The sequence below is a fragment of the Rhodococcoides navarretei genome (assembly GCF_038069675.1).
Classification (GTDB): Bacteria; Actinomycetota; Actinomycetes; order Mycobacteriales; family Mycobacteriaceae; genus Rhodococcoides; species Rhodococcoides navarretei.
In genome coordinates this window covers 3663659-3688002 of record NZ_JBBPCN010000001.1, presented here as the reverse complement: position 1 = coordinate 3688002, position 24344 = coordinate 3663659, and the positions used below count along the sequence as shown (strand labels likewise).

Annotated in this window: 23 protein-coding genes; 13 read left to right on the top strand and 10 right to left on the bottom strand. The window is 64.3% G+C overall.

Annotated elements, in window-relative coordinates:
• The first annotated feature begins 35 nt into the window (after positions 1-35).
• The 4 genes from AABD04_RS17235 (at position 36) to AABD04_RS17220 (ending at position 4561) form a co-directional block, all read left to right on the top strand.
• Entirely contained in the window at positions 36-716 is a 681-nt protein-coding gene (locus AABD04_RS17235) for a response regulator transcription factor (RefSeq protein WP_341441923.1), read from the top strand.
• Position 717: 1 nt separating this feature from the next.
• Positions 718-2118, top strand: coding sequence for a sensor histidine kinase (locus tag AABD04_RS17230; protein WP_341441922.1), 1401 nt, complete (start codon positions 718-720; stop codon positions 2116-2118).
• Between the two features lie 124 nt (positions 2119-2242).
• Positions 2243-3607 (top strand): MFS transporter, encoded by a 1365-nt coding sequence (locus AABD04_RS17225; protein ID WP_341441921.1) that lies wholly within the window; start codon positions 2243-2245, stop codon positions 3605-3607.
• A gap of 15 nt (positions 3608-3622) precedes the next feature.
• Positions 3623-4561, top strand: coding sequence for a TAXI family TRAP transporter solute-binding subunit (locus tag AABD04_RS17220; RefSeq protein ID WP_341441920.1), 939 nt, complete (start codon positions 3623-3625; stop codon positions 4559-4561).
• A 16-nt stretch (positions 4562-4577) separates the two neighbouring features.
• Here AABD04_RS17220 and araA read toward each other — a convergent pair whose 3' ends face one another.
• The 3 genes from araA to araB are packed head-to-tail and all read right to left on the bottom strand — an operon-like array spanning position 4578 to position 8449.
• Positions 4578-6062, bottom strand: coding sequence for an L-arabinose isomerase (gene araA, locus AABD04_RS17215; RefSeq protein WP_341441919.1), 1485 nt, complete (start codon positions 6060-6062; stop codon positions 4578-4580).
• 39 nt (positions 6063-6101) lie between these two features.
• The gene (locus AABD04_RS17210) at positions 6102-6779 is read right to left on the bottom strand and encodes an L-ribulose-5-phosphate 4-epimerase (protein ID WP_341441918.1); all 678 of its coding nucleotides are present in this window, start codon (positions 6777-6779) and stop codon (positions 6102-6104) included.
• On the bottom strand, positions 6776-8449 hold the full coding sequence (araB, locus tag AABD04_RS17205; protein ID WP_341441917.1) for a ribulokinase: 1674 nt from the start codon (positions 8447-8449) through the stop codon (positions 6776-6778). The genes AABD04_RS17210 and araB overlap by 4 nt, the downstream gene beginning before the upstream one ends.
• Before the next feature lie 212 nt (positions 8450-8661).
• Here araB and fdhA point away from each other — a divergent pair, with 212 nt between their 5' ends.
• The gene (gene fdhA / locus AABD04_RS17200; protein ID WP_243596336.1) at positions 8662-9879 is read left to right on the top strand and encodes a formaldehyde dehydrogenase, glutathione-independent; all 1218 of its coding nucleotides are present in this window, start codon (positions 8662-8664) and stop codon (positions 9877-9879) included.
• 95 nt (positions 9880-9974) lie between these two features.
• Positions 9975-10178 (top strand): zinc-ribbon domain-containing protein, encoded by a 204-nt coding sequence (locus AABD04_RS17195; protein ID WP_243596337.1) that lies wholly within the window; start codon positions 9975-9977, stop codon positions 10176-10178.
• Between the two features lie 10 nt (positions 10179-10188).
• On the opposite strand, the gene AABD04_RS17190 is transcribed toward AABD04_RS17195, so the two are convergent.
• Positions 10189-11346, bottom strand: coding sequence for a beta-ketoacyl synthase N-terminal-like domain-containing protein (locus AABD04_RS17190; RefSeq protein WP_243608346.1), 1158 nt, complete (start codon positions 11344-11346; stop codon positions 10189-10191).
• Between the two features lie 191 nt (positions 11347-11537).
• Between AABD04_RS17190 and AABD04_RS17185 the strand changes: the two genes are divergently transcribed.
• Positions 11538-13145, top strand: coding sequence for a sensor domain-containing protein (locus AABD04_RS17185; protein ID WP_341441916.1), 1608 nt, complete (start codon positions 11538-11540; stop codon positions 13143-13145).
• Between the two features lie 110 nt (positions 13146-13255).
• Entirely contained in the window at positions 13256-14161 is a 906-nt protein-coding gene (locus tag AABD04_RS17180) for a glycoside hydrolase family protein (RefSeq protein ID WP_335742336.1), read from the top strand.
• 7 nt (positions 14162-14168) lie between these two features.
• Here the strand turns inward: AABD04_RS17180 and AABD04_RS17175 are convergent, their stop codons facing one another.
• From AABD04_RS17175 to AABD04_RS17165, 3 genes are all read right to left on the bottom strand, one after another.
• Entirely contained in the window at positions 14169-15194 is a 1026-nt protein-coding gene (locus AABD04_RS17175; protein ID WP_243596340.1) for a phosphotransferase family protein, read from the bottom strand.
• Entirely contained in the window at positions 15191-16402 is a 1212-nt protein-coding gene (locus AABD04_RS17170) for an acyl-CoA dehydrogenase family protein (RefSeq protein ID WP_243596341.1), read from the bottom strand. Before AABD04_RS17170 ends, AABD04_RS17175 begins: the two co-directional genes overlap by 4 nt.
• Before the next feature lie 91 nt (positions 16403-16493).
• Positions 16494-17111: a TetR/AcrR family transcriptional regulator gene (locus AABD04_RS17165; RefSeq protein WP_341441915.1), complete on the bottom strand. Its 618-nt coding sequence runs from the start codon at positions 17109-17111 to the stop codon at positions 16494-16496.
• 151 nt (positions 17112-17262) lie between these two features.
• On the opposite strand from AABD04_RS17165, the gene AABD04_RS17160 reads away from it, so the two are divergent.
• From AABD04_RS17160 to AABD04_RS17150, 3 genes are read left to right on the top strand one after another with little or no spacing between them, the layout of a single operon-like run.
• On the top strand, positions 17263-18879 hold the full coding sequence (locus AABD04_RS17160; protein WP_341441914.1) for a class I adenylate-forming enzyme family protein: 1617 nt from the start codon (positions 17263-17265) through the stop codon (positions 18877-18879).
• A complete protein-coding gene (locus AABD04_RS17155; RefSeq protein WP_243596344.1) occupies positions 18876-20168 on the top strand; it encodes an MFS transporter in 1293 nt (430 codons plus the stop codon). Before AABD04_RS17160 ends, AABD04_RS17155 begins: the two co-directional genes overlap by 4 nt.
• A 54-nt stretch (positions 20169-20222) precedes the next feature.
• Positions 20223-21017 carry a MerR family transcriptional regulator gene (locus tag AABD04_RS17150; RefSeq protein ID WP_341441913.1) on the top strand — a complete coding sequence of 265 codons (795 nt, stop codon included), beginning with the start codon at positions 20223-20225 and terminating at the stop codon, positions 21015-21017.
• A gap of 21 nt (positions 21018-21038) precedes the next feature.
• On the opposite strand, the gene AABD04_RS17145 is transcribed toward AABD04_RS17150, so the two are convergent.
• On the bottom strand, positions 21039-21578 hold the full coding sequence (locus tag AABD04_RS17145) for a TetR/AcrR family transcriptional regulator (protein ID WP_243608341.1): 540 nt from the start codon (positions 21576-21578) through the stop codon (positions 21039-21041).
• Positions 21579-21646: 68 nt separating this feature from the next.
• On the opposite strand from AABD04_RS17145, the gene AABD04_RS17140 reads away from it, so the two are divergent.
• Positions 21647-22024: a hypothetical protein gene (locus tag AABD04_RS17140; protein WP_094739627.1), complete on the top strand. Its 378-nt coding sequence runs from the start codon at positions 21647-21649 to the stop codon at positions 22022-22024.
• A 158-nt stretch (positions 22025-22182) separates the two neighbouring features.
• Positions 22183-23007 carry a dienelactone hydrolase family protein gene (locus tag AABD04_RS17135; protein ID WP_243608340.1) on the top strand — a complete coding sequence of 275 codons (825 nt, stop codon included), beginning with the start codon at positions 22183-22185 and terminating at the stop codon, positions 23005-23007.
• 31 nt (positions 23008-23038) lie between these two features.
• On the opposite strand, the gene AABD04_RS17130 is transcribed toward AABD04_RS17135, so the two are convergent.
• Positions 23039-23404: a DUF1330 domain-containing protein gene (locus AABD04_RS17130; RefSeq protein WP_243608339.1), complete on the bottom strand. Its 366-nt coding sequence runs from the start codon at positions 23402-23404 to the stop codon at positions 23039-23041.
• A 57-nt stretch (positions 23405-23461) separates the two neighbouring features.
• Positions 23462-24088, bottom strand: a complete 627-nt coding sequence (locus tag AABD04_RS17125) for a class I SAM-dependent methyltransferase (RefSeq protein ID WP_243608338.1) — start codon at positions 24086-24088, stop codon at positions 23462-23464.
• Positions 24089-24344 lie beyond the last annotated feature (256 nt).

The window sequence follows — 24344 nt, the reverse complement described above, 5'->3', positions numbered from 1 at the left end:
GTCCGCGCGCGTCCCAGTGGCCTATCTTGAGTTCGATGCGCATAGCTGTGGTGGAAGACGACGATGGGCTCGGCGAGGCGTTGGTGGACGCGTTGACCGAGGTGGGCCACACGCCTGTCCGCATGCGCCGCGGTGCCGACGCCCTACTCGGCTACCACGAGATGGACGTCGTGCTGCTCGACCTCGGACTACCCGACATGGATGGTCTCGAAGTTCTCCGAAAGCTCAGGACGCTGAGTTCGGTTCCGGTGGTGGTGCTGACGGCGCGGGACGACGAGCGCTCGGTGGTACGGGCCCTGCGCGGCGGTGCCGACGACTACGTCGTCAAGCCGGCTCGATTGGGTGAACTGCACGCGAGACTCGAGGTGGCCGCGCATCGTCGAAGCGCGGCGAGCGAACCCATGGCAGACAGGCTGACACTCGGTGACGTCGTCGTCGATCTCTCCGGACGTGCCGTCGAAGTCGACGGACGTGCCGTCGAAGTCGACGGACGCGCTGTTGCACTGACCACCAAAGAGTTCGACCTGTTGGCGCATCTCGTGACGCGACGCGGCGAAGCAGTGAGCCGGGAACAGTTGATGGACGCGATCTGGGGTGACGCCTATGTCGCGATTTCACGAACGCTCGACGTGCACATGACGGCGTTGCGTTCCAAGCTCGCTCGCCCGGGTGCGATCGTCACCATCCGCGGCTTCGGCTACCGCTGGGATACCTGACGTGCGGCGGCGAGTCCTGTTGGTGTTGATGATCTACTCCACCGTCGTCGTGCTTGCTCTGTCGGTTCCCCTCGCGCTGTTGGTCGGCCGCGAACGGGCCCAACGATTCGGCGAGAATCGAGCCGCTGCAGCATCGTTCTTTGCAGAACTCAGCTCGCGAGAAGACGAATCCGGTGTAGCTCGTATCCGAGAATCGTTGCAGCGCTACAACAGTCTCTACGACGAGGGAGTCGCCGTCGTCGATCGCACCGGAGGGGTGCGGGCGACGTCCGGCCTGGACGTGCAGCGTGCCGACGTCCAGCAGGCGGTGGCAGGTGCGTTGCGCAATCAGCGCGGCGACCTACCGTCGAGCCTGACGCCGTGGTCGGATTCCTCGGTGTTGATCGCCGCCCCGGTCGGTGGGGGAACGCAAGTGGACGGCGCGGTGGTCCTCGCGGCATCCACCGATTCTGCGCGCAGGGACGTCGCAATTGCCTGGGTGGTCATCGCTGTCGGTGCCATGCTGATTCTCGCGACGGTGGCGGCGATTGCTGTTGCGTTGTCACGCTGGGTCGTTCGTCCGCTGGGCGCATTGTCCTCCCGAGTCCACTCGTTCGGCGACAAGTTCCACGATCAGGTATCGATCGAAGAATCGCACCGACTCGAGCCGGTGCCCTACGTCGGGCCACCGGAGGTGCGTGAGCTGTCCAGTGCCTTCGAGGCCATGGCCGACGACGTCGAGGCCGCCACCGCAGCGCAACGTCGATTGGTGGCCGACACTGCCCATGCTCTTCGGAACCCACTGGCAGCGTTGCGAATCCGGATGGATGTTCTGGGCATGCGGGTGCCGGATTCGGCAACCGAGGCGCACCTGCGGACCACACTCGAGGTGGATCGCCTGAGCTCGGTGGTGGAAGGCCTGCTCGTTCTCGCAGCTGCCGAAACACCGGCGAGCGCTCGATCTCCGGGTTGTGACCTCGGTGCCGTCGTTGCAGATCGAGTCGAATTCTGGTCGAGCACGATAGTCGTGGCCGGAATGACCGTTCATGTCTCGGAGCCGAATGCCGAGACGGACAGTCGAGTTGCGATGTCCGAGGACGACCTGATTCGAATTCTCGACGCTCTGCTGAGCAATGCAACCAAGTACGCCGGCTCCGGCTCTGCCATCGAGATCGGCTACCGAACCAGTGGCGCGGACGTCAGGATGTGGCTGTCCGACAACGGACCCGGTGTGCCAGCAGCCGAACTCGACAAGGTCGTCGATCGGTTCTATCGAGCGTCGAGTGCGCACGGCGACGGCACCGGTCTGGGGCTGTCGATCGTCCACGCCCTGACCGAGCGAAACGGCGGATCCCTTCGAGTCATGGAGCGCCGACCAGTGGGACTGAGGGTCGAGCTGCGGCTCCCGCGGGTCGTTTCCTAAGGGAGTGTTAGGAAATCCGAAACGGCTTGGTCTCGGGCTGTGCCTGCCGTCACAGTAGGGAGGCTTCGGTTGCCGATTGTCGACCGGCAGCCCAATTGCCCGCTGAATGTGGAAGGACCAAAACATGGCCAACGAGGCCACCTCGATCACCGGTTCGACGCTCCCGAGTCCACCCGTTTCCTCTCGTGCTGCCACCCGCCGTGCCGTCTTCAACACGTTGCGGGGGTCGTCCGGAAATTTGGTCGAGTGGTACGACGTGTACGTCTACACCGTCTTCGCGACGTACTTCGAGAATCAATTCTTCGACTCTGCCGACAAGAACTCCACCATCTACGTGTACGGGATCTTTGCCGTCACGTTCTTGATGCGACCTGTCGGGTCGTGGTTCTTCGGCCGCTACGCGGACCGTAACGGGCGCAGGGCTGCGCTGACATTCAGCGTCTCGATGATGGCGGCCTGCTCGATGGTCATCGCGTTCACCCCAGGGCGGGAGAGCATCGGCGTGTGGGCCGCCGTCATCCTCATCCTGTGCCGTCTGGTGCAGGGCTTCGCCACCGGTGGTGAGTACGGAGCGTCGGCTACCTACATGTCCGAGGCCGCCACCCGTGAGCGTCGTGGATTCTTCTCCTCGTTCCAGTACGTCACCCTGGTCGGTGGGCATGTGCTGGCACAGGTGACTCTGTTGCTGATGCAGGTGTTCCTCGAGCGCGAACAGATCGAGGAGTTCGGTTGGCGCATAGCTTTCTTCATCGGTGGAGTCGCAGCAGTGGTCGTCTTCTGGCTGCGCCGCAGCATGGACGAATCCTTGACCAAGGATCAACTCGACGCCGTTCGCAGCGGTGCGGATCAATCCTCCGGTTCTTTGAAGGAGTTGGTCGGCAACCACTGGCGTGCGCTGCTGATCTGCTTCATGGTGACGGCCGGTGGAACCATTGCTTTCTACACCTACAGCGTCAACGCACCCTCGATGGTCAAGACCGCGTACGAGGACCGGGGGATGACCGGTACCTGGATCAACCTCGCCGGTCTGGTCTTCCTCATGCTGCTGCAGCCCATCGGCGGAATGATCAGTGACAGGGTGGGCCGCAAGCCGCTGCTCGTGTTCTTCGGCATCGGTGGCGTGCTGTACACCTACGTACTCATCACGTACCTGCCGACGGCGACGTCGGTGGTGCAGTCGCTTGCTCTGGTGTGCGTCGGTTACGTCATCCTCACCGGCTACACCTCGATCAATGCGATCGTCAAAGCGGAGCTGTTTCCCTCGCACGTCCGCGCACTCGGCGTCGGCTTGGGATACGCGCTCGCCAACTCGGCCTTCGGCGGCACAGCACCGCTGATCTATCAAGCCGCGAAGAACGGCGGGCACGTGAGTTGGTTCATCCTCTACGTGACGGTCGTGATCGCCATCTCGCTGCTGGTGTACATCTTCGTGCTGCGCAACAAGTCCGAGACCGTGCTCGACCGAGAGCAGGGTCGAGCGTTTCGGTGATTTACAGTGACTGACATGGCCGAGCCTGCAGCGTCTTTCTCACGTAGAACGGCGCTGCGGGCCGGTCTGTTTGGCCTGAGCGCTGCCGTCGTTGGTGCCTGCGCCTCGGACCCGCCGATGCAGCTGCGACTCGCGGCGGGCGAGGTCGGTGGATTCTTCTGGGAGTTCGCCGGACTTCTCGCCGACGCTGCCGCCGAAACCGATGCAGCGGAGATCGTTCCACTCTCGACGGCCGGCTCCGTCGACAACCTCGAGGCGTTGGGTTCTCGGGAGGCCGAGCTGGCCCTGACGCTCATGGACGCCGCCTACAGCCATCCGAGCAGAGAGCTGGCGGCGGTCGGGTGCGTCTACGAGAACTACTATCAAGTGGCAGTGCGTGCGGACTCGGTTATCGAGTCCATGGAGGATCTGCGAGGGCGAAACGTGAGCATCGGTGCCCCGGGGTCCGGTGCCACCGAAGTATCGCAGCGAGTCCTGCGGGCAGCGGGTGTGGCGGAAGCAGGTGCTGTCGAACAGGTTCAGCTGTCGATGAGCTCGGCGGCAGATGCCCTGACAACCAACGAAGTCGACGCCGTGATGTGGGCCGGCGGGTTGCCGACTCCGGCGTTTGCCGAGCCCCCTACCGGGATCCGGCTACTCGATCTTGGCACCGTCGTCGATGATTTGAGACGCGAATTCGGTACCGCGTACGAGGCGGTGCGGGTCCCGGCGAACGTGTACGGCGAGCATCCGGAAGTCACCACAGTCGGTATCCCGAACATTCTGCTGGCGCATCCCCAAGTGCCGGACCGCGTTGTGGCTGCGCTGGTGAGTGTGCTTCTCGATCGGTCGTCCGGGCTGGTTCCCGGTCAGGCGATCGGCAGCCAGTTTCTCGACGCGCGGTCGCTCGTCATGACCGGCAGCATCCCCCTTCACCCCGGAGCCGAGCAGGAATATCGAAAACGGCACGGGTGAGCGGAACGCCAAGAGTTCACAACTTGGCCGCGAGTCGGTGGTACGCCGCGTTCCAGCGCAGTGTCTGCTGGAACCCTCGTGTCGTGGTGCCGGAATCGATAGCGAGCAACTCGACCCCGATCATGTCCGAGAATGCCTCCAGCACAGGCAGACCGATGGCCGTACTCAGAACCGTGTGGTGGGGTGCCCCGGCCGTGAGCCAGGATTCGGCCGACACCGCGAGTGACGGCTGCGGCTCCCACACTGCACACGCCACCGGCAGCTTCGGCAATGCCTCGTTGGGCTCGACCACGTCGATCACGTTGGCCGTCAACCGGAATCGCTCACCTACGTCGGACAGTCCGACGACTACGCCGTGGCCGGGGTCTGCCGTGAAGCGCAGTCGCACCGGGTCCTCGCGACCGCCGATGGACAGCGGATGGATCTCCAGGGTGGGCCGCGAGGTGGTGATGGACGGGCACACCTCCAGCATGTGTGCTCCGAGGATCTTCTCCTCCCCGGGGACCAGGTGGTAGGTGTAGTCCTCCATGAACGACGTTCCACCGTCGAGACCCTCGGCCATCACCTTCATGGCGCGCAACAACATCGAGGTCTTCCAGTCGCCCTCGCCGCCGAAGCCGTACCCGTCGGCCATCAGCCGTTGCACTGCAAGCCCCGGCAACTGACGAAGCCCACCGAGATCCTCGAAGTTCGTGGTGAAGGCATTGAAGCCACCGTCGGTCAGGAACTGCCGTAGGCCGGCCTCGACGCGGGCACCGTAGCGGAGGGATTCATGACGGTCACCGCCCTTGTCGAGACTCGGTGCGATGTCGTACGACGACCGATACTCGTCGATGAGGTCCGACACCGCCGAATCGCTCACGCTGTCCACTACCGCGACGAGATCGTTGACCCCGTAGGTGTTGACGGACACTCCGAATCGCAATTGCGCTTCGACCTTGTCGCCCTCGGTCACCGCGACATCACGCATGTTGTCGCCGAAACGTGCCAGGCACAGCGACCTGAGCTCCGCGCGACCGAGAGCCGCTCGCACCCACTGCTCCGCACGCTCCAGAACCGCGGGATTGTCGACGTGGCCCGCCACGATCGTGCGCAGAACACCCACCCGAGATTCGACGTGTCCGAACTCGCGGTCGCCGTGGGCGGCCTGGTTGAGATTCATGAACTCCATGTCGATCGTCGACCACGGCAACGACATTCCGGCCTGCGTGTGCAGATGCAGCAGCGGGACGTCCAACGCGTCGAGCCCGGCAATCCACATCTTGGCGGGGGAGAAGGTGTGCATCCACGTCACCACACCCACGCATTCGTCGGCGGCGTTCGCCTCGCGCATGCAGCGCAGGATGGACGACGCGTCGAGCAGAACCGGCTTCCAGACCACCGAGACCGGAAGTGCCGCATCGAGTTTGTCGGCGATCTCGCGAGACTGGACGGCTACCTGCTCGAGGGTTTCGGGGCCGTACAGGCTTTGGCTGCCGGTGAGAAACCATACTTCGGACATGGAGGATGTACCTTCCGTGGAAAAGACGTGGTGCGCCGGTCAGCGCTGGCCGTAGACGTTCTGGTAGCGGTCGTACAGTGCGTCGACCTTCGAGTTCGGAATGCGAAGTGGTTGTCCCAGTTGGTAGGACAGATGTACCGACCGCGCGACGTCCTCGCACATGACCGCCGCTTTCACCGCCGATCGAGCGGTGGGTCCCACTGCGAACACTCCGTGGTTCTGCATCAACACTGCCGGAGATCGACTGTCCGCGAGGGTGTCGACTATCCCTCGGCCGATCGAGTCGTCGCCGATCGTCGCGAAGGGACCGACCGGAATGTCCCCGCCGAACTCGTCCGCGCACATCGTGGTGACCACGGGAATGGGTTCGCCGCGGGCCGCCCACGCAACGGCGTACGGCGAATGTGTGTGCACCACACCGCCGACGTGCTCGAGGTGCCGGTAGACATAGGCTTGCGCCTCGGTGTCGGAGGACGGTGCATGGTCACCGTCGACCACCTTGCCGTACAGATCGCACACCACCATGTTGCCGGGCGCGAGGTCGTCGTAGGAGACGCCACTGGGCTTGATGACCAGCAGGTCCCGCCCGGGAACCCGCGCCGAGACGTTGCCGGCCGTCCACACCACCAGGCCGTACCGCACCAGCTCGGCGTGCAAGGCGCACACATCCTTGCGTATCTCTTCGACGACCTCGCGGACTTCCTCGACAACCGTCATTTCGCATCCACCTTCCTGGTCAGGGCAGCGCGCCGGAGTGATCGCAGCCGGCGCATCGTCGGTACGTCCCGACCGAAGCGGTCGTGCAGTTCCAGGTAGATCTCGTAGAGCGAGTCGTAGGTCTTCGATCGGGGCTCGTCCGGTACGAAGGCATTGCGCCGGACCTTGCCCATCGATTTCGACGCGACCGGCACGTCGGTATAGCAGCCGGCGGCCACCGCGGCATGGATGGCAGATCCCAGCGCCGGGCCCTGTGCAGATGCGATGACGGACAACGGCATTCGCAGGACGTCCGCGTAGATCTGCATGAGCAGCGGGTTGCGGGCCAGACCTCCCGCCACGACGAACTCCTCGACGGGAACGCCACTGTTGCGGAACGTCTCGACGATGACGCGGGTGCCGAATGCCGTCGCCTCCAGCAGAGCGCGGTAGGTGTCCTCGGGCCGCGTCGCGAGCGTCGAGCCGATGACCAGACCGGACAGCTCGTGATCGACCAGGATCGACCTGTTGCCGCTGTGCCAGTCGAGCGCGACGAGGCCGTGTTCGCCCACGTGCTGCGTCTCCGCCAGTCGCGTCAGATACTCGTGTATCGACTCACCTGCCGCGGATGCCGCCTCGCTGTAGGACGCAGGAACTCCGGTGCGGGTGAACCAACCGAAGATGTCGCCGACGCCGCTCTGTCCCGCTTCGTAGCCGAAGGATCCGGCGATGATGCCGCCGTCGACGACCCCACACATACCTGGAACGTCCTTCAAGACCGTCGAACTCATGACGTGGCACGTCGAGGTCCCCATGATGGCGACCATCCGGCCTGGTTCCACAGCGCCCGCCGCGGGTGCAGTCACATGCGCGTCGACGTTGCCGACCGCCACGGGGATGCCCTCGGGTAACCCGGTCCACTCAGCGGCCTCGGCGGTCAAGGAGCCTGCTCGTGAACCCAACTCGCCCAACGGCTGATCGAGCTTGTCTGCGACGAACGAGCCGAAGCCCGGTGCCAGTTCGGTGAGAAAGTCCACCGAGGGATAGTGACCGTCCTGGTAGATGCCCTTGTAGCCGGCGGTGCAGGCGTTGCGCACGTAGCGTCCACACAGCTGCCAGACGATCCAGTCGGCTGCCTCGACCCATCTGTCCATGGCCTGGTAGATCTCTGCGTCTTCCTCGTGAATCTGCAAGGCCTTGGCAAATTCCCATTCCGACGAGATCAAGCCGCCGTAGCGGGGGAGCCAACTCTCGCCGCGACGGGCGGCCAGTTCGTTGATGCGGTCTGCCTGGCCCTGCGCCGCATGGTGCTTCCACAGTTTGACGTACGCATGTGGTCGATCGACGAACCGAGGGTCCTCGCTCAATGGGGTGCCGTCCGCGTAGGTGGGCACCATGGTGCATGCGGTGAAGTCGGTACCGATGCCGACCACCTGCTCGGGTGCGATGCCTGCGGCGGCCAGTGCGGCCGGAACCGCACGACGCAGGACGTCGCGATAGTCGTCGGGCACCTGCAGAGCCCACGCGTCGGGCAAACGCACCGTGCCGTCGGGCAGCGTCTCCTCGAGCACGGCGTGTCGGTATTCATGCACGGCAGAGGCTATTTCGGCACCGTCGGACACGCGGACCACGACGGCCCGGCCGGAGAGGGTGCCGAAGTCGACTCCTACCGTGTAGCGGTCAACCGGCATGCAGAACTCCTTCGTGTTGCCACCCACTGTGACGTGTGCAACACAGTGTGAGCGCTAACATCGTGCTGAGTCAAGTAGCGCTTATTCCTGGTTCTGCGCAGACGCGCATATGCAAAACTGTGCATACTGGTGTGATGCGGGCCACAGGCGCAGATCGGATCGATGATCCCGGCCCGCTGGTCACCCAGCTCACTCGACGAAGAGGAGAACTCATGGCAGACAACCGCGCAGTGACGTACGCCGGACCGGGCAAGGTGGAGGTTCAGGACATCGCCTTTCCTGGCCTCGAATTGACCGACGGTCCCGGAGTGAACCCGGCGAACGTCGGTCGTAAGTGCGAGCACGGTGTGATTCTGAAGGTCGTCTCGACCAACATCTGCGGCAGCGATCAGCACATGGTTCGTGGGCGTACGACCGCTCCCGAGGGTCTGGTGCTCGGCCACGAGATCACCGGCGAAATCGTCGAGGTCGGACGGGATGTCGAGTTTCTGAAGGTCGGAGACATCTGCTCAGTTCCGTTCAACATCGCGTGCGGGCGGTGTCGAAACTGCAAGGAACGCAAGACCGGCATCTGTCTCAACGTCAACCCCGATCGACCGGGCTCGGCGTTCGGCTACGTGGACATGGGCGGTTGGGTCGGAGGTCAGGCCGAGTACGTCATGGCTCCCTACGCGGACTTCAATCTGCTGAGATTTCCCGATCGTGACCAGGCACTGGAGAAGATTCTGGACCTGACGATGCTGTCCGACATCTTTCCCACCGGCTTCCACGGAGCGGTGACCGCTGGTGTCAAACCTGGTGCGACGGTGTACATCGCGGGTGCGGGACCGGTCGGCCTCGCCGCCGCCGTCGGCGCGCAATTGCTGGGAGCGTCGGTGGTGATCGTCGGTGACATGAACGCCGACAGGTTGGCCCAGGCGCGCACGTTCGGTTGCGAGACCGTCGACGTGGGCAAGGGTGCGCCGCAGGATCAGATCGAACAGATTCTCGGTGTTCCCGAGGTCGACGCCGCGGTGGATGCCGTGGGGTTCGAGGCCCGCGGCCACGGCGGAGACTCGTCCCGCGAGGCACCGGCCACGGTGCTCAACTCGCTGATGGACATCACCACTGCGGGCGGTGGCATCGGCATTCCCGGGTTGTATGTCACCGGAGATCCCGGCGGTGTCGACGAAGCTGCCCAGCGTGGTGCTCTGTCGCTCAGCCTGGGCACCGGTTGGGCGAAGTCGCTCTCGTTCGCCACCGGTCAGTGCCCGGTGATGAGCTACCACCGTGAACTGATGAATGCCATTCTCTCGGATCGGGTTTCGATCGCGAAGGCGGTCAACGCAACCGTGATCTCGCTCGACGACGCGCCACGGGGTTACCGCGAGTTCGACAGCGGTGTCGCGCAGAAATTCGTCATCGATCCACACGGCATGATCGCGAGCTGACACCACCGCGACCACGGCCGCCCTCGCTGCGAAGTATGCGAGGGCGGCCGTGCTGCACCGAGCCCAGCAACGGTCGGGCCACCTATGCTGGAGTGATGTTCCTACTCTTCGGTTTCGGCAGCAAGCGCAAACACGTCGGCTCGGGCGCAACGCGAAACTGCCCGCGGTGCCACAACACCACTCAGTGGGTGCGGATGAAGCAGTACCAGCAATTCACGCTGTTCTTCCTACCCGTCGCCCGCTGGAAGCGCGTCGAATTCGAAGAATGCGGAATTTGCGGTGCTGCCACCGAGGTGTGAGAAACGCACGTCACGCAGGAGCCAACACCACCACCGAGTTGTGTCCTCCCATTCCCAATGACGACTTCACCGTCAATCCTGGCTCTGCTCTGGTGAATCCGTCGAGCAGTAGGTGATGACCATCCGAGACCTGCGGGGCCGCAGGCACGAGTCCACGTTCGAATCCCATGACCGCCGACGCGGTTTCGATTGCCGACGCGGCCCCCTGGCAATGTCCCGTCAACGGCTTCACCGAGTACACCTGCGCGTTGGACCGAAGTACCGTCTCCAACATCGCCGTCTCCGCCGCATCGCATTGCGCGGTGCCGGGGCCGTGAGCGTTGAGGTAGCGCACCTGTTCGGGGACGACATCGGCGTCGGCCAATGCCTCCTCGAAACAGGCCCGTACCCGGGTGAGTGAAGGGTCGATCGAGGTTGCATGAAACGCGTCGTGCGTCATCGATCCGCCCAATACCCGCGCGTATGCAGCATCGCTACGGTTGGTGAGTACGAAAGCAGTTGCTGCTTCGCCCATTCCGAATCCACGACTGCCTTCCTGGAACGGTCGGCAGCCCTCCTGAGGTTCCACGTCCACCACACCGACTCCGAGCTTCACGAAGTGGTCGATGTTCTCCGGAGTGAGAGACAGGTCCGTGGCCACGAACACGACGTCGTCGACGAATCCGGTATCGAGCCACATCTTGGCGGTGAGCAGACCTGCATTGCCCGACGCGCACATCGCCGAGACGTTCATGGCCGGGCCGTGAAAGCCGTATTCCTGCATCAGCAGAGACACCGGAGTGGACGGCATCAGTGTCAGGTAGTCGCGTACACGGCGTTCTCCGCCGTCGCGCAGATAGAAGTTGCGCCACTCGTCCACTTCACCCAGGACGACGGCATGGATCAGACCCACCCGCCGACCCGGCTGCCAGCCCCGCGCCATCGCGTCGTCGACGGCCTCGCGTGCGGCCGCGCGAAGTGCCCGTCCGAATCGGCTGGTGCCGTCGCTCCGGTCCCCGTCGTCGGGGACCTTCGCGAGCCACACCGGATTCTGTCCCGGTCGCGTGTGGTCGTGGTGCAGGCCGGCCGCTGCCTTGCCCGTTGCGAGGCCGTCCCACAGGGCGGACGCACCCCAGCCGTAGCCGGACAGTGCGCCGATACCGGTGATGTCGATGCCGTGAGAGCTCATCGTCGAAATCCGTTTCTTGTCGAGGTATGCGGACCGGATTCGGCTCGCGCCTCGATTTAGCCCCGCAAACCGTCATCAGGTCCAGTCGACAAACGGACATACGGACTGAAACGGACACAGCTCGCCAACGGCACGGTCGTAAGTGGTTCAATCGAGCGTCGACCGTCTGTCTACGAACGTGAGGACCGATCATGGCCCCAGGGGAGCGCGAAGGCGTCGGCGACCCTGAATCACGTTCCGCGTCGCCAGGACTTGCCGACCGCTACCGGGTTCTGATCGAGCATTCACCGGACGCGATCGGTGTCCATCGACGAGGCGTTCTGGTGTATCTCAACCCCGCCGGGATGCAGTATCTGCGCGCCGAGGATGCCGCCGACGTCATCGGACATCCGATCACCGAGTTCATCGCCGCCGAGTCGGTGGGCCCGATGCTCGAACGGATCGCCGCCCTCGACGCACACGGCAGCGCCAGCGCCGCATCGGAGGCGACGGTGCTGGCCCTGGACGGGACGACGCTGACGATGGAAGCGGTCTCGGTGCGCACGGTGTGGAACGGCGAGCCGGCGTACCAGGTCATACTGCGAGACCTCACCGAACACAAAGCGGCGCAGAAGGCGCTGCAGAAGCAAGCCGCACTGGTCCAGCACGTCAGCGATGCCATCGTCGGGGTTTCCCCCGACGGTTTGGTGTCGACCTGGAATCCTGCTGCCGAGTCGGTCTACGGACGACCGGCCGCGGATGTACTCGGTCGCCACGTCTCGTATGCGGTGGGAGTGCCCTGCGATCCGGCGGCGATCCTTGCTGTCGGCGGTCGGCAGTACGAGTCGCATCGGCACGCGGACGGGTCGACGCTGGCGGTGATGGTGTCGGCGGCCCAGATGCCCGACGGCTACGTGTTGGTCTGCGCCGACCAGAGTGCGGTACGCAGAGCCGAGGAACACTTCACAGCGGTCGTGGAATCGCTGGAGGCGGGCGTGGTCGTGCTCGATCACGCCGGACGCATCGAGTCGGCGAACCTCGCAGCGAAGACGATTCTCGACATCCGGGTCGGGGTGGCGACGGCGGGTCAGGCGTCGGTGCTTCCGTTCCGGGTGTACGGCACCGACGAAGGGCCGATTCACCCGCTCGAGCATCCTGTTGCCATCACCAGGAAAACCGGACAGCCCTGCCAAGCGGTGATCGGAATCGAACGCCGCCGGGACGGCCGCAACTTCTGGCTGTCGTTGACGGCGACCATGTTGAACGGGGGCGATCCGGAACCCTCGATCGTCGCGACGTTCGTCGACGTCACCGAGACATACCGGATGAGCATGCAGCTCGAACACGCGGCGACGCACGACGACCTGACCGGTCTGCCGAACAGGCCGCTGATCCTGGCGCGCCTGGACGAAGAACTGGCAAGGCCCGCGCGCGAGGACTCCATCGCCGTGTTGTTCATCGACCTCGACAACTTCAAGACCATCAACGACTTGCACGGACATACCGTCGGCGACGCAGTTCTCGGTGTGGTCGCAGACCGTCTGACGCGAGCCCTCCCGGCCGACGCCTTCGTGGGCCGGATAGGCGGTGACGAGTTCGTGGCGGTCGTCTCCCGTTGCGTCGGTACCGAGGCCGACGACCTGCGCGCCGAACTGACGACACCCATCGAGACCGCAGGACGAGTGTTGACGGTGACCGCGAGCATCGGCGGTGTCACCGTCGACTGCGGTGACACCCGTAGTGCGCTGGACATACTCGACGATGCCGATCACGAGATGTACCAGGCCAAGCCACTGGGTCAGTACCTCGTGAACCCGTGACGACTCGAATAACGATTGGTTCGTCCCGATGTCGAAGTGACGCATGATGCTGATGGGTCGTACATACTGTCTCGGTGATACCGACCGGTCGTAAGTTCCTCGCCGTACCCATGGTGATCGTCGCTGTCGCCGGACTGTTGTTCTCCGCTGCAGGAACCGGTGCCGCAGCACCCTCCGCGTGGCAGTACACGATGGTGGCGTTCAGCAACGACAGTGACCGTGACATGGATGTCTACGAATCCACCGACGGCACGGACTTCACCGCCGTGCAGAGCGGGGCCTATCGACCGCCAACCGGGGTGGTCCGTGACGCGAGTATCTTCAGAGCTGCGGACGGTATGTACTACGTGACCTACACGAACGGCGGCGGGGCCGAGATCGGGTTTGCGCGCAGCGCCGATCGCGTCAATTGGACATTCGTGCAGAACCTTCCGATCCCATATTGCTGCCTACTCCTGCCTGGTACTGGACCAGGAACCGGCTCGGCAGGCTCCTCGGAACTTCCGTCACTGTCGCCGTTCACCACCAAGGCGTGGGCACCCGAGTGGTTCATCGAGGGCGACCGCGTGAGCATCATCGTGTCGTTGTCCACCGGCGGAGGGTTCGTGCCGTACCTCATGACGGCCACCGATCCCGGTCTGACGCAATGGAGCCCGCCGGTTCCGCTGACGGGGATCATCAACGACCACATCGATACCACGGTGGTGAAGGCAGGGGCGCTCTACCATGCGTTCACGAAAGGCGAGAGCGAGAAGGTCATCGAGCATTGGATCGCACCGTCTTTGGGTGGTCCGTACGTTCTGGACCCCACCTTCCGTGACTTCGGCCCCTTGAAGGAAGGACCTGCAGTCGTTCAGTTGCCCGACGGCACCTGGCGGCTGTACTACGACGACTATACCAACCAGAAGTACTTCTACTCCGACAGTACGGACCTGCTCGGATGGTCCGAACCGAAGGAGCTCTCGGGGCTTTCCGGAACCGTGCGCCACATCGGCGTGATGCGGGAGCCTGCCTGACGCACCATCACCCGTCCGATCCCGAGAGCGCTCTGAGCCCGGCTGCGATGAACTCCTGCGTCGCGTCGGCGGCATTGCGGGCTCCGGCACCGGTATCGGAGCCCGACAGTGCTCGATGGGTGATGCCCTCGCCGATCACCCCGAGCTTGAAATTGGCCAACGCCAGGTAGAAGCCCCAGTTGTCCACGTCGCGTCCCGATCGAACGGCGTACTGCTGCACCAGATCCGCTGCCGAGGGATACCGGTCGCTCGTCCACGCGGCATCGGCACCGAGAACGGCGTCGAACACGGGTTGCCGGTACACACACATCAGCGCCACATCGGTCAACGGATCGCCGAGCGTGGACATCTCCCAGTCCACCACCGCTGCAACAGAACTGGGATCCTCTGCGTCGAGGATGGTGTTGTCGACGCGATAGTCGCCGTGCACGATGGACGCGGCCGAGCGGGTGGGCACCGCAGCTTCGAGCGCACGGTGCAGTCGGTCGACGTCGGGTAGCTCACGAGTCTTCACCGTCTGCCACTGCCGAGCCCACGTGGCGACCTGACGGGTGACGAAACCGTCGGGGCGGCCGAACTTCTCGAGACCCACCGACGCGGGATCGACGGCATGAAGTGCGGCGAGTACGCGGACCAACTCGGCGGCGTTGCCCGCGACCTGTGTATCCGTCAGATCGTCGAGGTCCTCGCGCGTGCGGACGACTCGCCCCGGAACGAACTCCACGACGGTCATGGGCGCGCCCAGTGCGGAACCGTCACGGTCGAATGCGACGGTCCGCGCGACCGGTACATCGGTGGATGCGAGTGCGTCGGTGACGGCCCACTCGCGGGCCATGTCGTGTGCGGAGGGCGTGAGCCCACTGGTGGGAGGTCGACGGACGACCCAGGTGGAGGTGTCGTCGTACGCCTTGTAGGTGAGGTTCGATCGCCCGCCGCTGATCATTTCGACGAGCAACGTGCCGTCGACCTCGATCCCGTTCTCTCGCAGGAACCGTTCCAGCGCATCACGATTCATGCCCGGCAATTCGCTCACGACTGTGCCTCCCGCGCTGCGCGCTTGGCTGCACCGATCGTTCGCTTGGCGATGGCCCACCGGTGCACCTCGGACGGGCCGTCGTAGACGCGGAACGGACGTACCTCACGCGAAAGCCTGGCCAACGGAAGATCGTCGGAAACCCCGAGACCCCCGCACATCTGGATGCTGCGGTCGACGATTCGGAAGATGGCCTCGGCGGCGAACGTCTTGGCGATGGACGTCTCGTTGCTCGCGTGCCCGCCTCGATCCAACTCGAAGCAGGCAACGGTCAGCAGTGCCCGGGTGGCTGCGATGTCGATCTCGTTGTCCGCGACCATCTTCTGCACCATGCCGAGATCGCCGAGCTTTCCGCCGAACCCTTCACGCTGGGCCACCTGCGCGACGGCGATGTCGTGGGCCCGTCTGGAGGCTCCGAGCCAGCGCATCACGTGTGTCATGCGGGCGGGCCCCAGGCGCACCTGGGCGTAGGCGAAGCCCTCGTCGACGGCGCCCAGGACGTTCTCGTCGGGGACGAACACGTTCTCGAAGAACACCTCGCAATGTCCACCGATCATCGCTTTGTCGAGAGTGCCGATGTGGCGGCCGACGGCGATGCCCGCGGTGTCGGCGGGTGCCAGGAACATCGTGGCACCGCCTCGGTCGCCGGGCTTGCCGGATGTCCGAGCCATGATGATGAAGAACCCCGCACCGTCGGCACCGGTGATGAACCACTTGTGCCCGTTGATCTTCCAACCACCGTCGACCCGGACGGCGGCAGTGGTGAGGGCAGCGGGATCCGAGCCCGCACCCGGTGCCGGCTCGGTCATCGCGAAGGCCGATCGTTGGTCACCGCGGGCGAGGGGAGCGAGAAACTGCTCCTTCTGCGCTGCAGACGCGATGTGAGCGAGCATGTGGACGTTGCCCTCGTCCGGCGCGCCGAGGTTGAGGGCGATCGGACCGAACAATGAGTAGCCGGCTTCCTCGAACACAGGCGCGCGGTCGCTCATCGAGAGCCCGTGGCCTCCGTACTGGACCGGCGCATGCGGCGCGAACACGCCGGCATCTCGAGCGGCTGCCTGCATCTCGATGCGCAGCTCGTCGCCGCCGGCGTCGGCGATGTTGCCCAGGAACCGGTCCTCGATGGGGAGTACGTACTCGCGAGTGAACGTGCGCGTCCGATCGATCAGCTTCTCGATGTCGGGGTCGTACGTCAGATCGATGGCCACGATATGCTCCCTGTCCGGTACCGACCGAACACTCGCTCGGTCTCTGGAAGGTTGACACAATCGCTCGATCGGGTCAAGGATTCCGGGGCAGCTACGCCTGCCCGCCGGTCGCAGCACCGACCGTACGACGGGCAATGTCGAGGTAGACCGCCACCAGCTCGCTCGGAGACAACGGCCCGTCCGGGCGATACCACGTGGCGACGCCGACGCACATCGTCGTGACGGCTCGGCTGGCGTCCGCCGGGTGTGGGGTGTCGAAGACGCCGGACTCGACCCCGTCGGCGACGATCGCGTCGAGCAGTCGCTGCTCTTCGTCGCGCTTGGCGATGTAGGCGGCACGATTCGTAGGATCGAGACTGCGAATTTCCGTCGAACACACGAAGGCGACATCACGTCGATGGATGTGGAACAGCAGCAGGGCTTCGACGACGGCATCGAAACGGTCACTCGGCGACGAGCCGGCACCGGCCTCTGCCGATCGGGTTCGTTCCAACAGCTCGTCCATCGACGCGTCCATGATGCCGACCAGCAGAGCCTGCTTCGACGGAAAGTGGTGGTAGAGACCGGGAACGGACAGGCCGGCTCCGGCCGCGATCTGCCGTACCGACGTTCCGTGATAGCCCTGCTCGACAAACTTGTTCAACGCCGACGCCAAGGCAGGGGAGAGGTTCGAGCCCTCGTACGTTCGCCAGGTGCCGGTCACGGTCATGCGCTTACCGTAGATGGCCGGGCGACGGGTGTGGTCCCGGAAGCACTCGGTTGACACTTCCTCTGTGATCCGTAACACTCGAAGAGTTGACCGAGCGAGTGCTCGGTCGGTCGATCTCGGTCAGGTCAACGTTCGATCGAAAGAGTCCTCGATGCCCCTCACCATCCTCGATGCCTGGCGCGCCCGGGTGCGCCGGTCGCCCGATCGGCCCGCGTTGGCGTACTTCGACGCCGTTCTCTCTGCCCGCGAGGTCGACGAGGCCTCGGACGCTCTCGCCGCCGCGTTCGCGGACCGCGGAGTCACTCGTGGCGACCGCGTCGGAATCTATCTGCAGAACGTTCCCCACTACGCCCTGACGTTCTTGGCGCTGTGGAAGATCGGCGCTGTGGCTCTGATCCTGAATCCGATGTACCGCAACAGAGAACTACGGCACCTGCTCGACGACGCGGAGCCCGTCGCCCTCGTGTGCGACGAGTCGGATCTCGAGGCGCTCGAAACCTCGTTGCAGGGCAGTACGATTCGGTTCTTCGTGAGCACCAGCGGACTGGATCTGCAGACTCGCGACGATCCGCGTGTGTTCACCGCGACGACGCGCATCACGCCGGCGCCCGAGAACGACCTGCTCGGTCTCGTCGAGGCCTACCGAGGTCGCGTGATGGACGAATTCACACCGCAGCCGGACGATCTGGCGCTGTTGGCCTACACCTCCGGAACCACGGGGCCGCCCAAGGGGGCTCGGATCTCGCACGCCAACGCGTTCGCGACGGCCTCGGACTTCGGTGAGCGTGCGGGTACGGAGGACGGGGACGTCGTGTTCGCCGTCGCGCCGCTGTTCCACATCACCGGGGCCATGCTCGATGCCGCTGTGGCTATGGTGCGAGACTGCGTGCTCGTGTTCGCTCACCGCTTCCATGCGGGCGTCACGTTGGACGCTTTCGTCGAGCATCGGGTCACGTACACCATCGGGTCCATCACCGTGTTCAACGCGATCTCCGAGAGCCCGGGCGCTGACCGCGCGCATTTTGCCTCGGTGAAGGCGCTGTACTCGGGCGGCGCGCCCATTCCTCCGGCCACCGTCTCCGCGTTCGAGGCGAAGTTCGGGTGCTACATCCACAATGCGTACGGAATGACCGAGACCACCGCCGGTGTGATCGCGGTGCCGCCCGGACTCCGGGCACCCGTGGACACGTCGAGCGGATCACTGTCCGTCGGACTGCCGCTTCCTCGCGTGCGGCTGCGCACACTCGACCCCACCGGGCGACCCACCGAGCCGGGAGTTGCCGGCGAGTTGGAAGTGTCCGGGCCACAGGTGGTCTCAGGATACTGGAAGAACCCCGAGGCGTCGGCGTCGACGATGCCCGAAGGTCGCCTGCACACCGGGGACGTAGCGGTCATCGACGAACAGGGATGGGTCTATCTCGTCGACCGGCTGAAGGACCAGATCAACGTCTCCGGATACAAGGTCTGGCCCCGAGAGGTCGAGGACGCCCTCTACGAACACCCGACGGTATTCGAAGCCGCCGTGGTCGGTCGTCCCGACACCTATCAAGGGGAGTCGGTGGTCGCGTACGTGTCGGTCCGCAGTGGTTCGGCCGTGACCACCGACGAGCTGATGGCCTTCGCGCGCGATCGGCTCGCTGCCTACAAGCGGCCGAAAGAAATACACATCATCGACGAGCTGCCCAAGACACAGACCGGGAAAATTCGTCGCGCAGCACTCAAACCTGTTTCAGCACTGACTCACTCGAGCGAAAGTGGCACCTCATGACCGTCGGATCACCCCGCGACACGCGCTCGACACCGGACATCTCCTCGCGGAAGAAGTCGTTGTTCGCCAGCACGATCGGCAACGTACTCGAGTGGTACGAGTGGAGCGCCTACGCGGTGTTCGCACCGTTCATCGCGGCAGCGATGTTCAGCCAGACCGATCCGGTTTCCGCGTTGCTGTCCACGTTGGCGGTGTTCGCCGTCGGATTCCTGATGCGGCCGCTCGGCGGCATCGTGTTCGGACGGATCGCAGACAAGAAGGGGCGCAAGTTCGTCCTCGTCACCACCATGTTGATGATGGCCGCCGGAAGCCTGCTGATCGGCATCATGCCCACCTACGGTGCGATCGGGGCCTGGGCGTCGGTGCTGCTGCTGCTCGCACGCGTCATGCAAGGTTTCGCCCACGGCGGCGAGTCGGCGACGGCCTACTCGTACGTCGGCGAGATCGCGCCACCGAACCGACGTGGGATGTGGGGAAGCGTCGCATTCGTTGCAATCTTCGGCGGCTCGGCACTGGCATACACCGTCGGTGGCGTCATCACCTCGACACTGTCCGAATCGGCTGTCGGTCAATGGGGTTGGCGTATCCCGTTCCTGCTCGGTGCAGTTCTGGCACTGTTCGCGTTGTACCTGCGCAAGAACATGGACGAGAGCGACGTCTTCGATTCGGAGCAGAACAAGGTGAAACAGGCACCGATCGCACGAAAGACGGTTGTGAAGGCAATCGTGTTGATGATCGGCATGACGTCGGGAATCACAGCGGCGCATTACACCTGGACCTCGTACGTGTCGACATTCGCCATCACGCAGCGCGGGATGAATCCCGATACCGCGTACTGGATGCTCGTCATCGCGCAGCTGATTGCGTTGGTGTCGCTGCCGTTCTTCGGTCGTCTCTCGGACTCGATCGGTCGCCGGCCGATGCTGGCTGCCTTCGCCGTGTTGATGTTCGTTCTGCAGATCCCGCTGACGATGATGATCTCGACGCAGTGGTGGACGTTGCTGCTCCCGTCGACAGTTGCCCTGCTCGTCATCGCCGTCCCGGCTTCGATTCTGTCGTCGACGTTGTCGGAGAGTTTCCCCACCCGACTCCGCACGCAGGCAATCGGATTCGCGTACTCGTTCTCGGTAGCGGTGTTCGGTGGAACAGCGCCCTATCTCAACCAACTCTTCCTCGGCCTCGATCTGGGCTGGGTGTTCGGCGTGTACATCATGTTCCTGGCCGCCTTGACCGGTGTCGCCTGCTTCTTCATGAAGGAAACCAAGGGGATTCGACTCGAGGACGTGTGATCCGGATCGGCGGAGCTTGCTCCTGACGTGGCGTGAGGTTCTACCGTTGCCAGTATGAACAGCAGCGATTCCACCACGTTGGGCATCGGTGACGTTGCCCGTCGAACCGGCCTCACCGAGCGCACATTGCGCTACTACGAAGAGTTGGGTCTGCTGGCTCCGGACCGAGACGGAGGGGGCAGGCGTCGGTACGACGGGGGAGATCTCGATCGGTTGTACCGAATTCGGCTGCTCCGCGAATTGGGCACTCCGCTTGCCGATGTCGATCCGGACGCGGCGGATTTCCAGCACCTGACTCGGCAACATCTGGCCGACCTGGACCGTCGGCTGGCGGAGCTTGCTCGGGTGCGCGAACGGGTTCGTGCGGTCGAGGACCGACTACTGCACGGTGCTCTTCTCGGCGACGACGCGCTGTTGGATCTACTCTCGTGCCTGTCGACCGAAGAGCCGGCGGTGACCGGTCGGACCACGTTGTTGGTCTACCGCGACATCGCAGCGGCCCACTCCTACCTCGTAGACGTGCTGGGACTGGCTCCGGGACCGATCGAATACGACGGTGACCGAGCAGTCCACGGAGAGGTTCACGCCGGTGACGGTGTTGTCTGGTTGCACCGCGAGGCTCCTGAACATCGAATGGTTTCGCCCCTGACCAACGGCATGGTCACCGCCTCGCTCGCGGTCCTGATCGACGACGTCGACGGCCATCACGCTCGAGTGGCCGCAACCGGGGCAGCGATCGACTACGCGCCCGCCGATATGCCCTACGGCGTCAGGGAGTACGGCGTTCGTGATCCGGAGGGGCATCTGTGGTCCTTCCAGACGCCGATCGCAGAACCTGTGGTGTCCTGAACCCGCTCTGCCCCAGCGGATCTATCGGTGATCGAGCAGTGACGTCGATGCCGTGTCGGCGAGGTCACTGCCTCCCAGCAGACGCATGAGCAGAAGGCCGTCGAGCACAGCCACAGCAGCGGCAGCCTCTCTGCGTCGGTAGTCCTGGTCCCCGACGACGAAGCCTCCGAGCCATTCGATCCAGCCCTCCACCAAGTGCGAGGCCACGGATTTGTAAGGCTCGATTCCTGCTGTTGCTTGTCCGATGGCCTCGAAGTAGAGCCCGAACAGCGGATCGCACTCGGGCTGTGCCACCACCGGCCACGCCGTCGCGACGAGTGAGCGGTGGTCGTTCATCGGCATCGAGAACGCGGCGGCCAACACGTGTTGCAGTCGATCTCCGACTACCGACAGAACGGACGTGACGAGCTCGTCCTTCGTCGGGAAGTAGTAGACGACCATGCGATCACTGATCTTCAAACGCGATGCGAGTCTGCCGAAGGTCAAGCGGCTCAGGCCGTCTTCCAGGGCGGCCTCGAGTGCCACGGACAGTATCTCTTCGCGTGAATGTTTCTTGACCACACCTTGATCGTAGTGGTCACTACAGGTACCTTCTCTTGTAGTGACCACTACAACTCGAAGGAGACGTCATGCGTACACGTTCGACTCCCTTGCTCGCACTGTCGGTTCTGCGATCGACCGCCGGACTGATCTCGTGGGCGAGTCCCGCACATTCGTGGCGTGCCTTCGGCCTCGGACCCATGCATCAAGTCGGAAGTGCGGGGGTGGCGACGCGCCTGTTCGGAGTCCGCGATCTCGCGCTGGGAATGGCGCTGCACCACCCATCCGCGGACGTTCGCAAAGCAGCCGTGGAGGCCGGCATCGCGATCGATGTCCTCGACGTCGCGGCAAGTGTGATCGGTCGTCGGGCAGGTGCGCCGGCTGCGAGTCTGGCCGGAGTGGCGGCCGGCGCAACGCTGTTCGTCGTACTGGGCGTGACGATCATCGCGGACTCGGCCGCTTCGTGATCATCCGCATCACCGGCGTCTCGTTCGGGTCGCTGTACTCTCTTGTGCGCGGTGAGGGGCGGTACTGCGGTGTTCTCGCCGTAGTCCATCCGATGGTCTAGCTTTGACGGTATGCGTCGGCTCGGCGCGGTGGACCTCCGGCAGAAGGACGCACTCCCATGACCGATGACACGCTGGCCGACTTCGAGCGAACCGAGTTCACCGCGGACGGGCGGACAGCGCCCGTGTATCGCATCGGAACCGGACCGGCTGTGATCGTGATGTCGGAAATGCCGGGCATCACTCCGAGGGTCGCGGACTTCGCGAGAACCGTCGCCGGAATCGGTTGTACGGCCGTCGTTCCGCACCTGTTCGGAGTCGACGGCAAGGATCCGCTGGCTGCGCCACTGGGAGCGCTCGGCACCGTTGCCACCATGTCCCGCGCCATGGTGCCGGCGTGCATCAGTCGCGAGTTCACCATCCTGGCCACCGGGAAATCGTCACGGGTCGTGGTGTGGCTGCGCGCCCTGGCAGCGCAGGAGCACGAGCGCTGCGGCGGACCAGGCGTCGGTGCCATCGGAATGTGCTTCACCGGCGGGTTCGCTCTCGCCATGGCGGCGGACGATCGACTGATCGCACCGGTGCTCTCGCAGCCGTCACTTCCGTTCGCGGCATCGAAGTCCCGCAGTCGATCGATCGACATCACCCAGGGCGACCTGGACAAGGTGAAAAGTCGTTGTGCGGCAGGCGAGCTCACGGTCCTGGGGATGCGTTTCGAAGGCGACAAGATGTGTCCGCCCGCGCGATTCCAGTGGCTGCGTGAGCAACTCGGCGACGCATTCGTCTCGGTGGAATTGCCCGACTCCGCCTTCAACCCGGAAGCATTCGGACCGCCGCATTCCGTCGTCACCGAAGGACTGATCGACGAGCCGGGGGAGCCGACACGGCAGGCGCTGGATCAGGTACTCGATCTGTTCCGTAAGCGGTTGCTCACGACAGATTGAGCAAGCGAACGTCCGGCCGGTGGACCGAGATTCATGCCCAGGGAACGGTGGCCTGTAGAACCGCCTCCGTCAACGCGCCGGTCCGCAGTGCCGTCACCGTCTGATATTCCGGATCGGCCACCATCTCGCTGAATGCCGTGCGCGAGGGGTACTGCACCAGCAGGACCGCATCCCAGGCCTGACCGTCGTCGGCTACCAACGCCGTCGAACCGTCGCCCGCATACAGCACCGTCGCGCCGTAGCGCGGAAGGAACGTCTCGTCCAGTGCTTTCGCATATTCTGCGTATGAATCGCGGCCATCGTCGGCGAACCGCAGCAGGTTGAGCATCACCACAGGACCACCGGGGTCTTCTTCCAGATAGCGCTTGAGGTCTCTTCCACGGGGATCTACAGCCATCGATCGAGTATGCGTCAGCCGACGATCCGATGGAGCAGAAACCACACTCGCAACGACTTACCGGTCGGCGGCGGCGACCCCGAGCGACAGATGTCCCCACGGGCGCAGCAGTCGGGGCCCGGGTAGCCGGTCGGTGTCCAATTCCTCCATCGTGAAGCCGGCGTCCGTCACCAATTCGGGGACATTACGAACGAGGTGGCATCCGCCGGCGACGCGTTGCTCGATGCCGTCGAGGCGACGCTGCCACGCGGCAACGCGTGGGTCCGGGGACAGACCGTGCTCGAGGAAGAACAACTTGCCGCCAGGACGAAGCACGCGTCCGATCTCACGCAGTGCACGAGCGGGGTCTGGCACAGTACACAGCGTGAACGTGCTGACCGCGGCGTCGCAGCTGTTGTCGGGCAGCGGAAGCGACTGTCCGTCGAGTCCCACGAAATGGATCGGAATCGATGACGCAGCAATGCGGTCGGCTGCCAGATGCCGCGCACCGAGAGACGGCTCGACGGCGGCGACGGACGTCACCGCACTCGGGTACACCGGAACGTTGGTGCCGGAGCCGAACCCGATCTCCACGACGTCGCCGCTGAGCCCGGAGAGGGCGCGGGTCCGCAAGCGGTGCACGTAGGACCCGTCGAGCACGACGTCGATCAGTCGGGGGAGTAGGCGGTCGGACCACAAGGCCACGGTGTTTGGCTTTCGTCGTCGGTGCGGTGTCTGTCTGTTCACTGCATCGGTTCCCCGGTGGTATCGAAAACCCAGCACGGACAGCGGCGAAGCGCCACCGGATGCAGATACAACCGACAGTATCGGTGACACCGCTGCGTGACAGCTCCTCGGGGAAACTCGACCAGTCGTTCAGCGAATCGAGCCGCTGTGGGACCCCCGAGACGGTGGTTCCATGGTCAACGGTAGAACTGGAAGAGCGGGAAAACCGGTGACT

Excerpts from the sequence above, each read along its gene's own strand:
- AABD04_RS17235 (WP_341441923.1), top strand. The coding sequence starts at position 36 with ATGCGCATAGCTGTGGTGGAAGACGACGATGGGCTCGGCGAGGCGTTG.
- AABD04_RS17225 (WP_341441921.1), top strand. The coding sequence starts at position 2,243 with ATGGCCAACGAGGCCACCTCGATCACCGGTTCGACGCTCCCGAGTCCA.
- AABD04_RS17220 (WP_341441920.1), top strand. The coding sequence starts at position 3,623 with ATGGCCGAGCCTGCAGCGTCTTTCTCACGTAGAACGGCGCTGCGGGCC.
- araA (WP_341441919.1), bottom strand. The coding sequence starts at position 6,062 with ATGTCCGAAGTATGGTTTCTCACCGGCAGCCAAAGCCTGTACGGCCCC.
- AABD04_RS17210 (WP_341441918.1), bottom strand. The coding sequence starts at position 6,779 with ATGACGGTTGTCGAGGAAGTCCGCGAGGTCGTCGAAGAGATACGCAAG.
- araB (WP_341441917.1), bottom strand. The coding sequence starts at position 8,449 with ATGCCGGTTGACCGCTACACGGTAGGAGTCGACTTCGGCACCCTCTCC.
- fdhA (WP_243596336.1), top strand. The coding sequence starts at position 8,662 with ATGGCAGACAACCGCGCAGTGACGTACGCCGGACCGGGCAAGGTGGAG.
- AABD04_RS17195 (WP_243596337.1), top strand. The coding sequence starts at position 9,975 with ATGTTCCTACTCTTCGGTTTCGGCAGCAAGCGCAAACACGTCGGCTCG.
- AABD04_RS17190 (WP_243608346.1), bottom strand. The coding sequence starts at position 11,346 with ATGAGCTCTCACGGCATCGACATCACCGGTATCGGCGCACTGTCCGGC.
- AABD04_RS17185 (WP_341441916.1), top strand. The coding sequence starts at position 11,538 with ATGGCCCCAGGGGAGCGCGAAGGCGTCGGCGACCCTGAATCACGTTCC.
- AABD04_RS17180 (WP_335742336.1), top strand. The coding sequence starts at position 13,256 with ATGGTGATCGTCGCTGTCGCCGGACTGTTGTTCTCCGCTGCAGGAACC.
- AABD04_RS17165 (WP_341441915.1), bottom strand. The coding sequence starts at position 17,111 with ATGACCGTGACCGGCACCTGGCGAACGTACGAGGGCTCGAACCTCTCC.
- AABD04_RS17160 (WP_341441914.1), top strand. The coding sequence starts at position 17,263 with ATGCCCCTCACCATCCTCGATGCCTGGCGCGCCCGGGTGCGCCGGTCG.
- AABD04_RS17155 (WP_243596344.1), top strand. The coding sequence starts at position 18,876 with ATGACCGTCGGATCACCCCGCGACACGCGCTCGACACCGGACATCTCC.
- AABD04_RS17150 (WP_341441913.1), top strand. The coding sequence starts at position 20,223 with ATGAACAGCAGCGATTCCACCACGTTGGGCATCGGTGACGTTGCCCGT.
- AABD04_RS17140 (WP_094739627.1), top strand. The coding sequence starts at position 21,647 with ATGCGTACACGTTCGACTCCCTTGCTCGCACTGTCGGTTCTGCGATCG.
- AABD04_RS17135 (WP_243608340.1), top strand. The coding sequence starts at position 22,183 with ATGACCGATGACACGCTGGCCGACTTCGAGCGAACCGAGTTCACCGCG.
- AABD04_RS17130 (WP_243608339.1), bottom strand. The coding sequence starts at position 23,404 with ATGGCTGTAGATCCCCGTGGAAGAGACCTCAAGCGCTATCTGGAAGAA.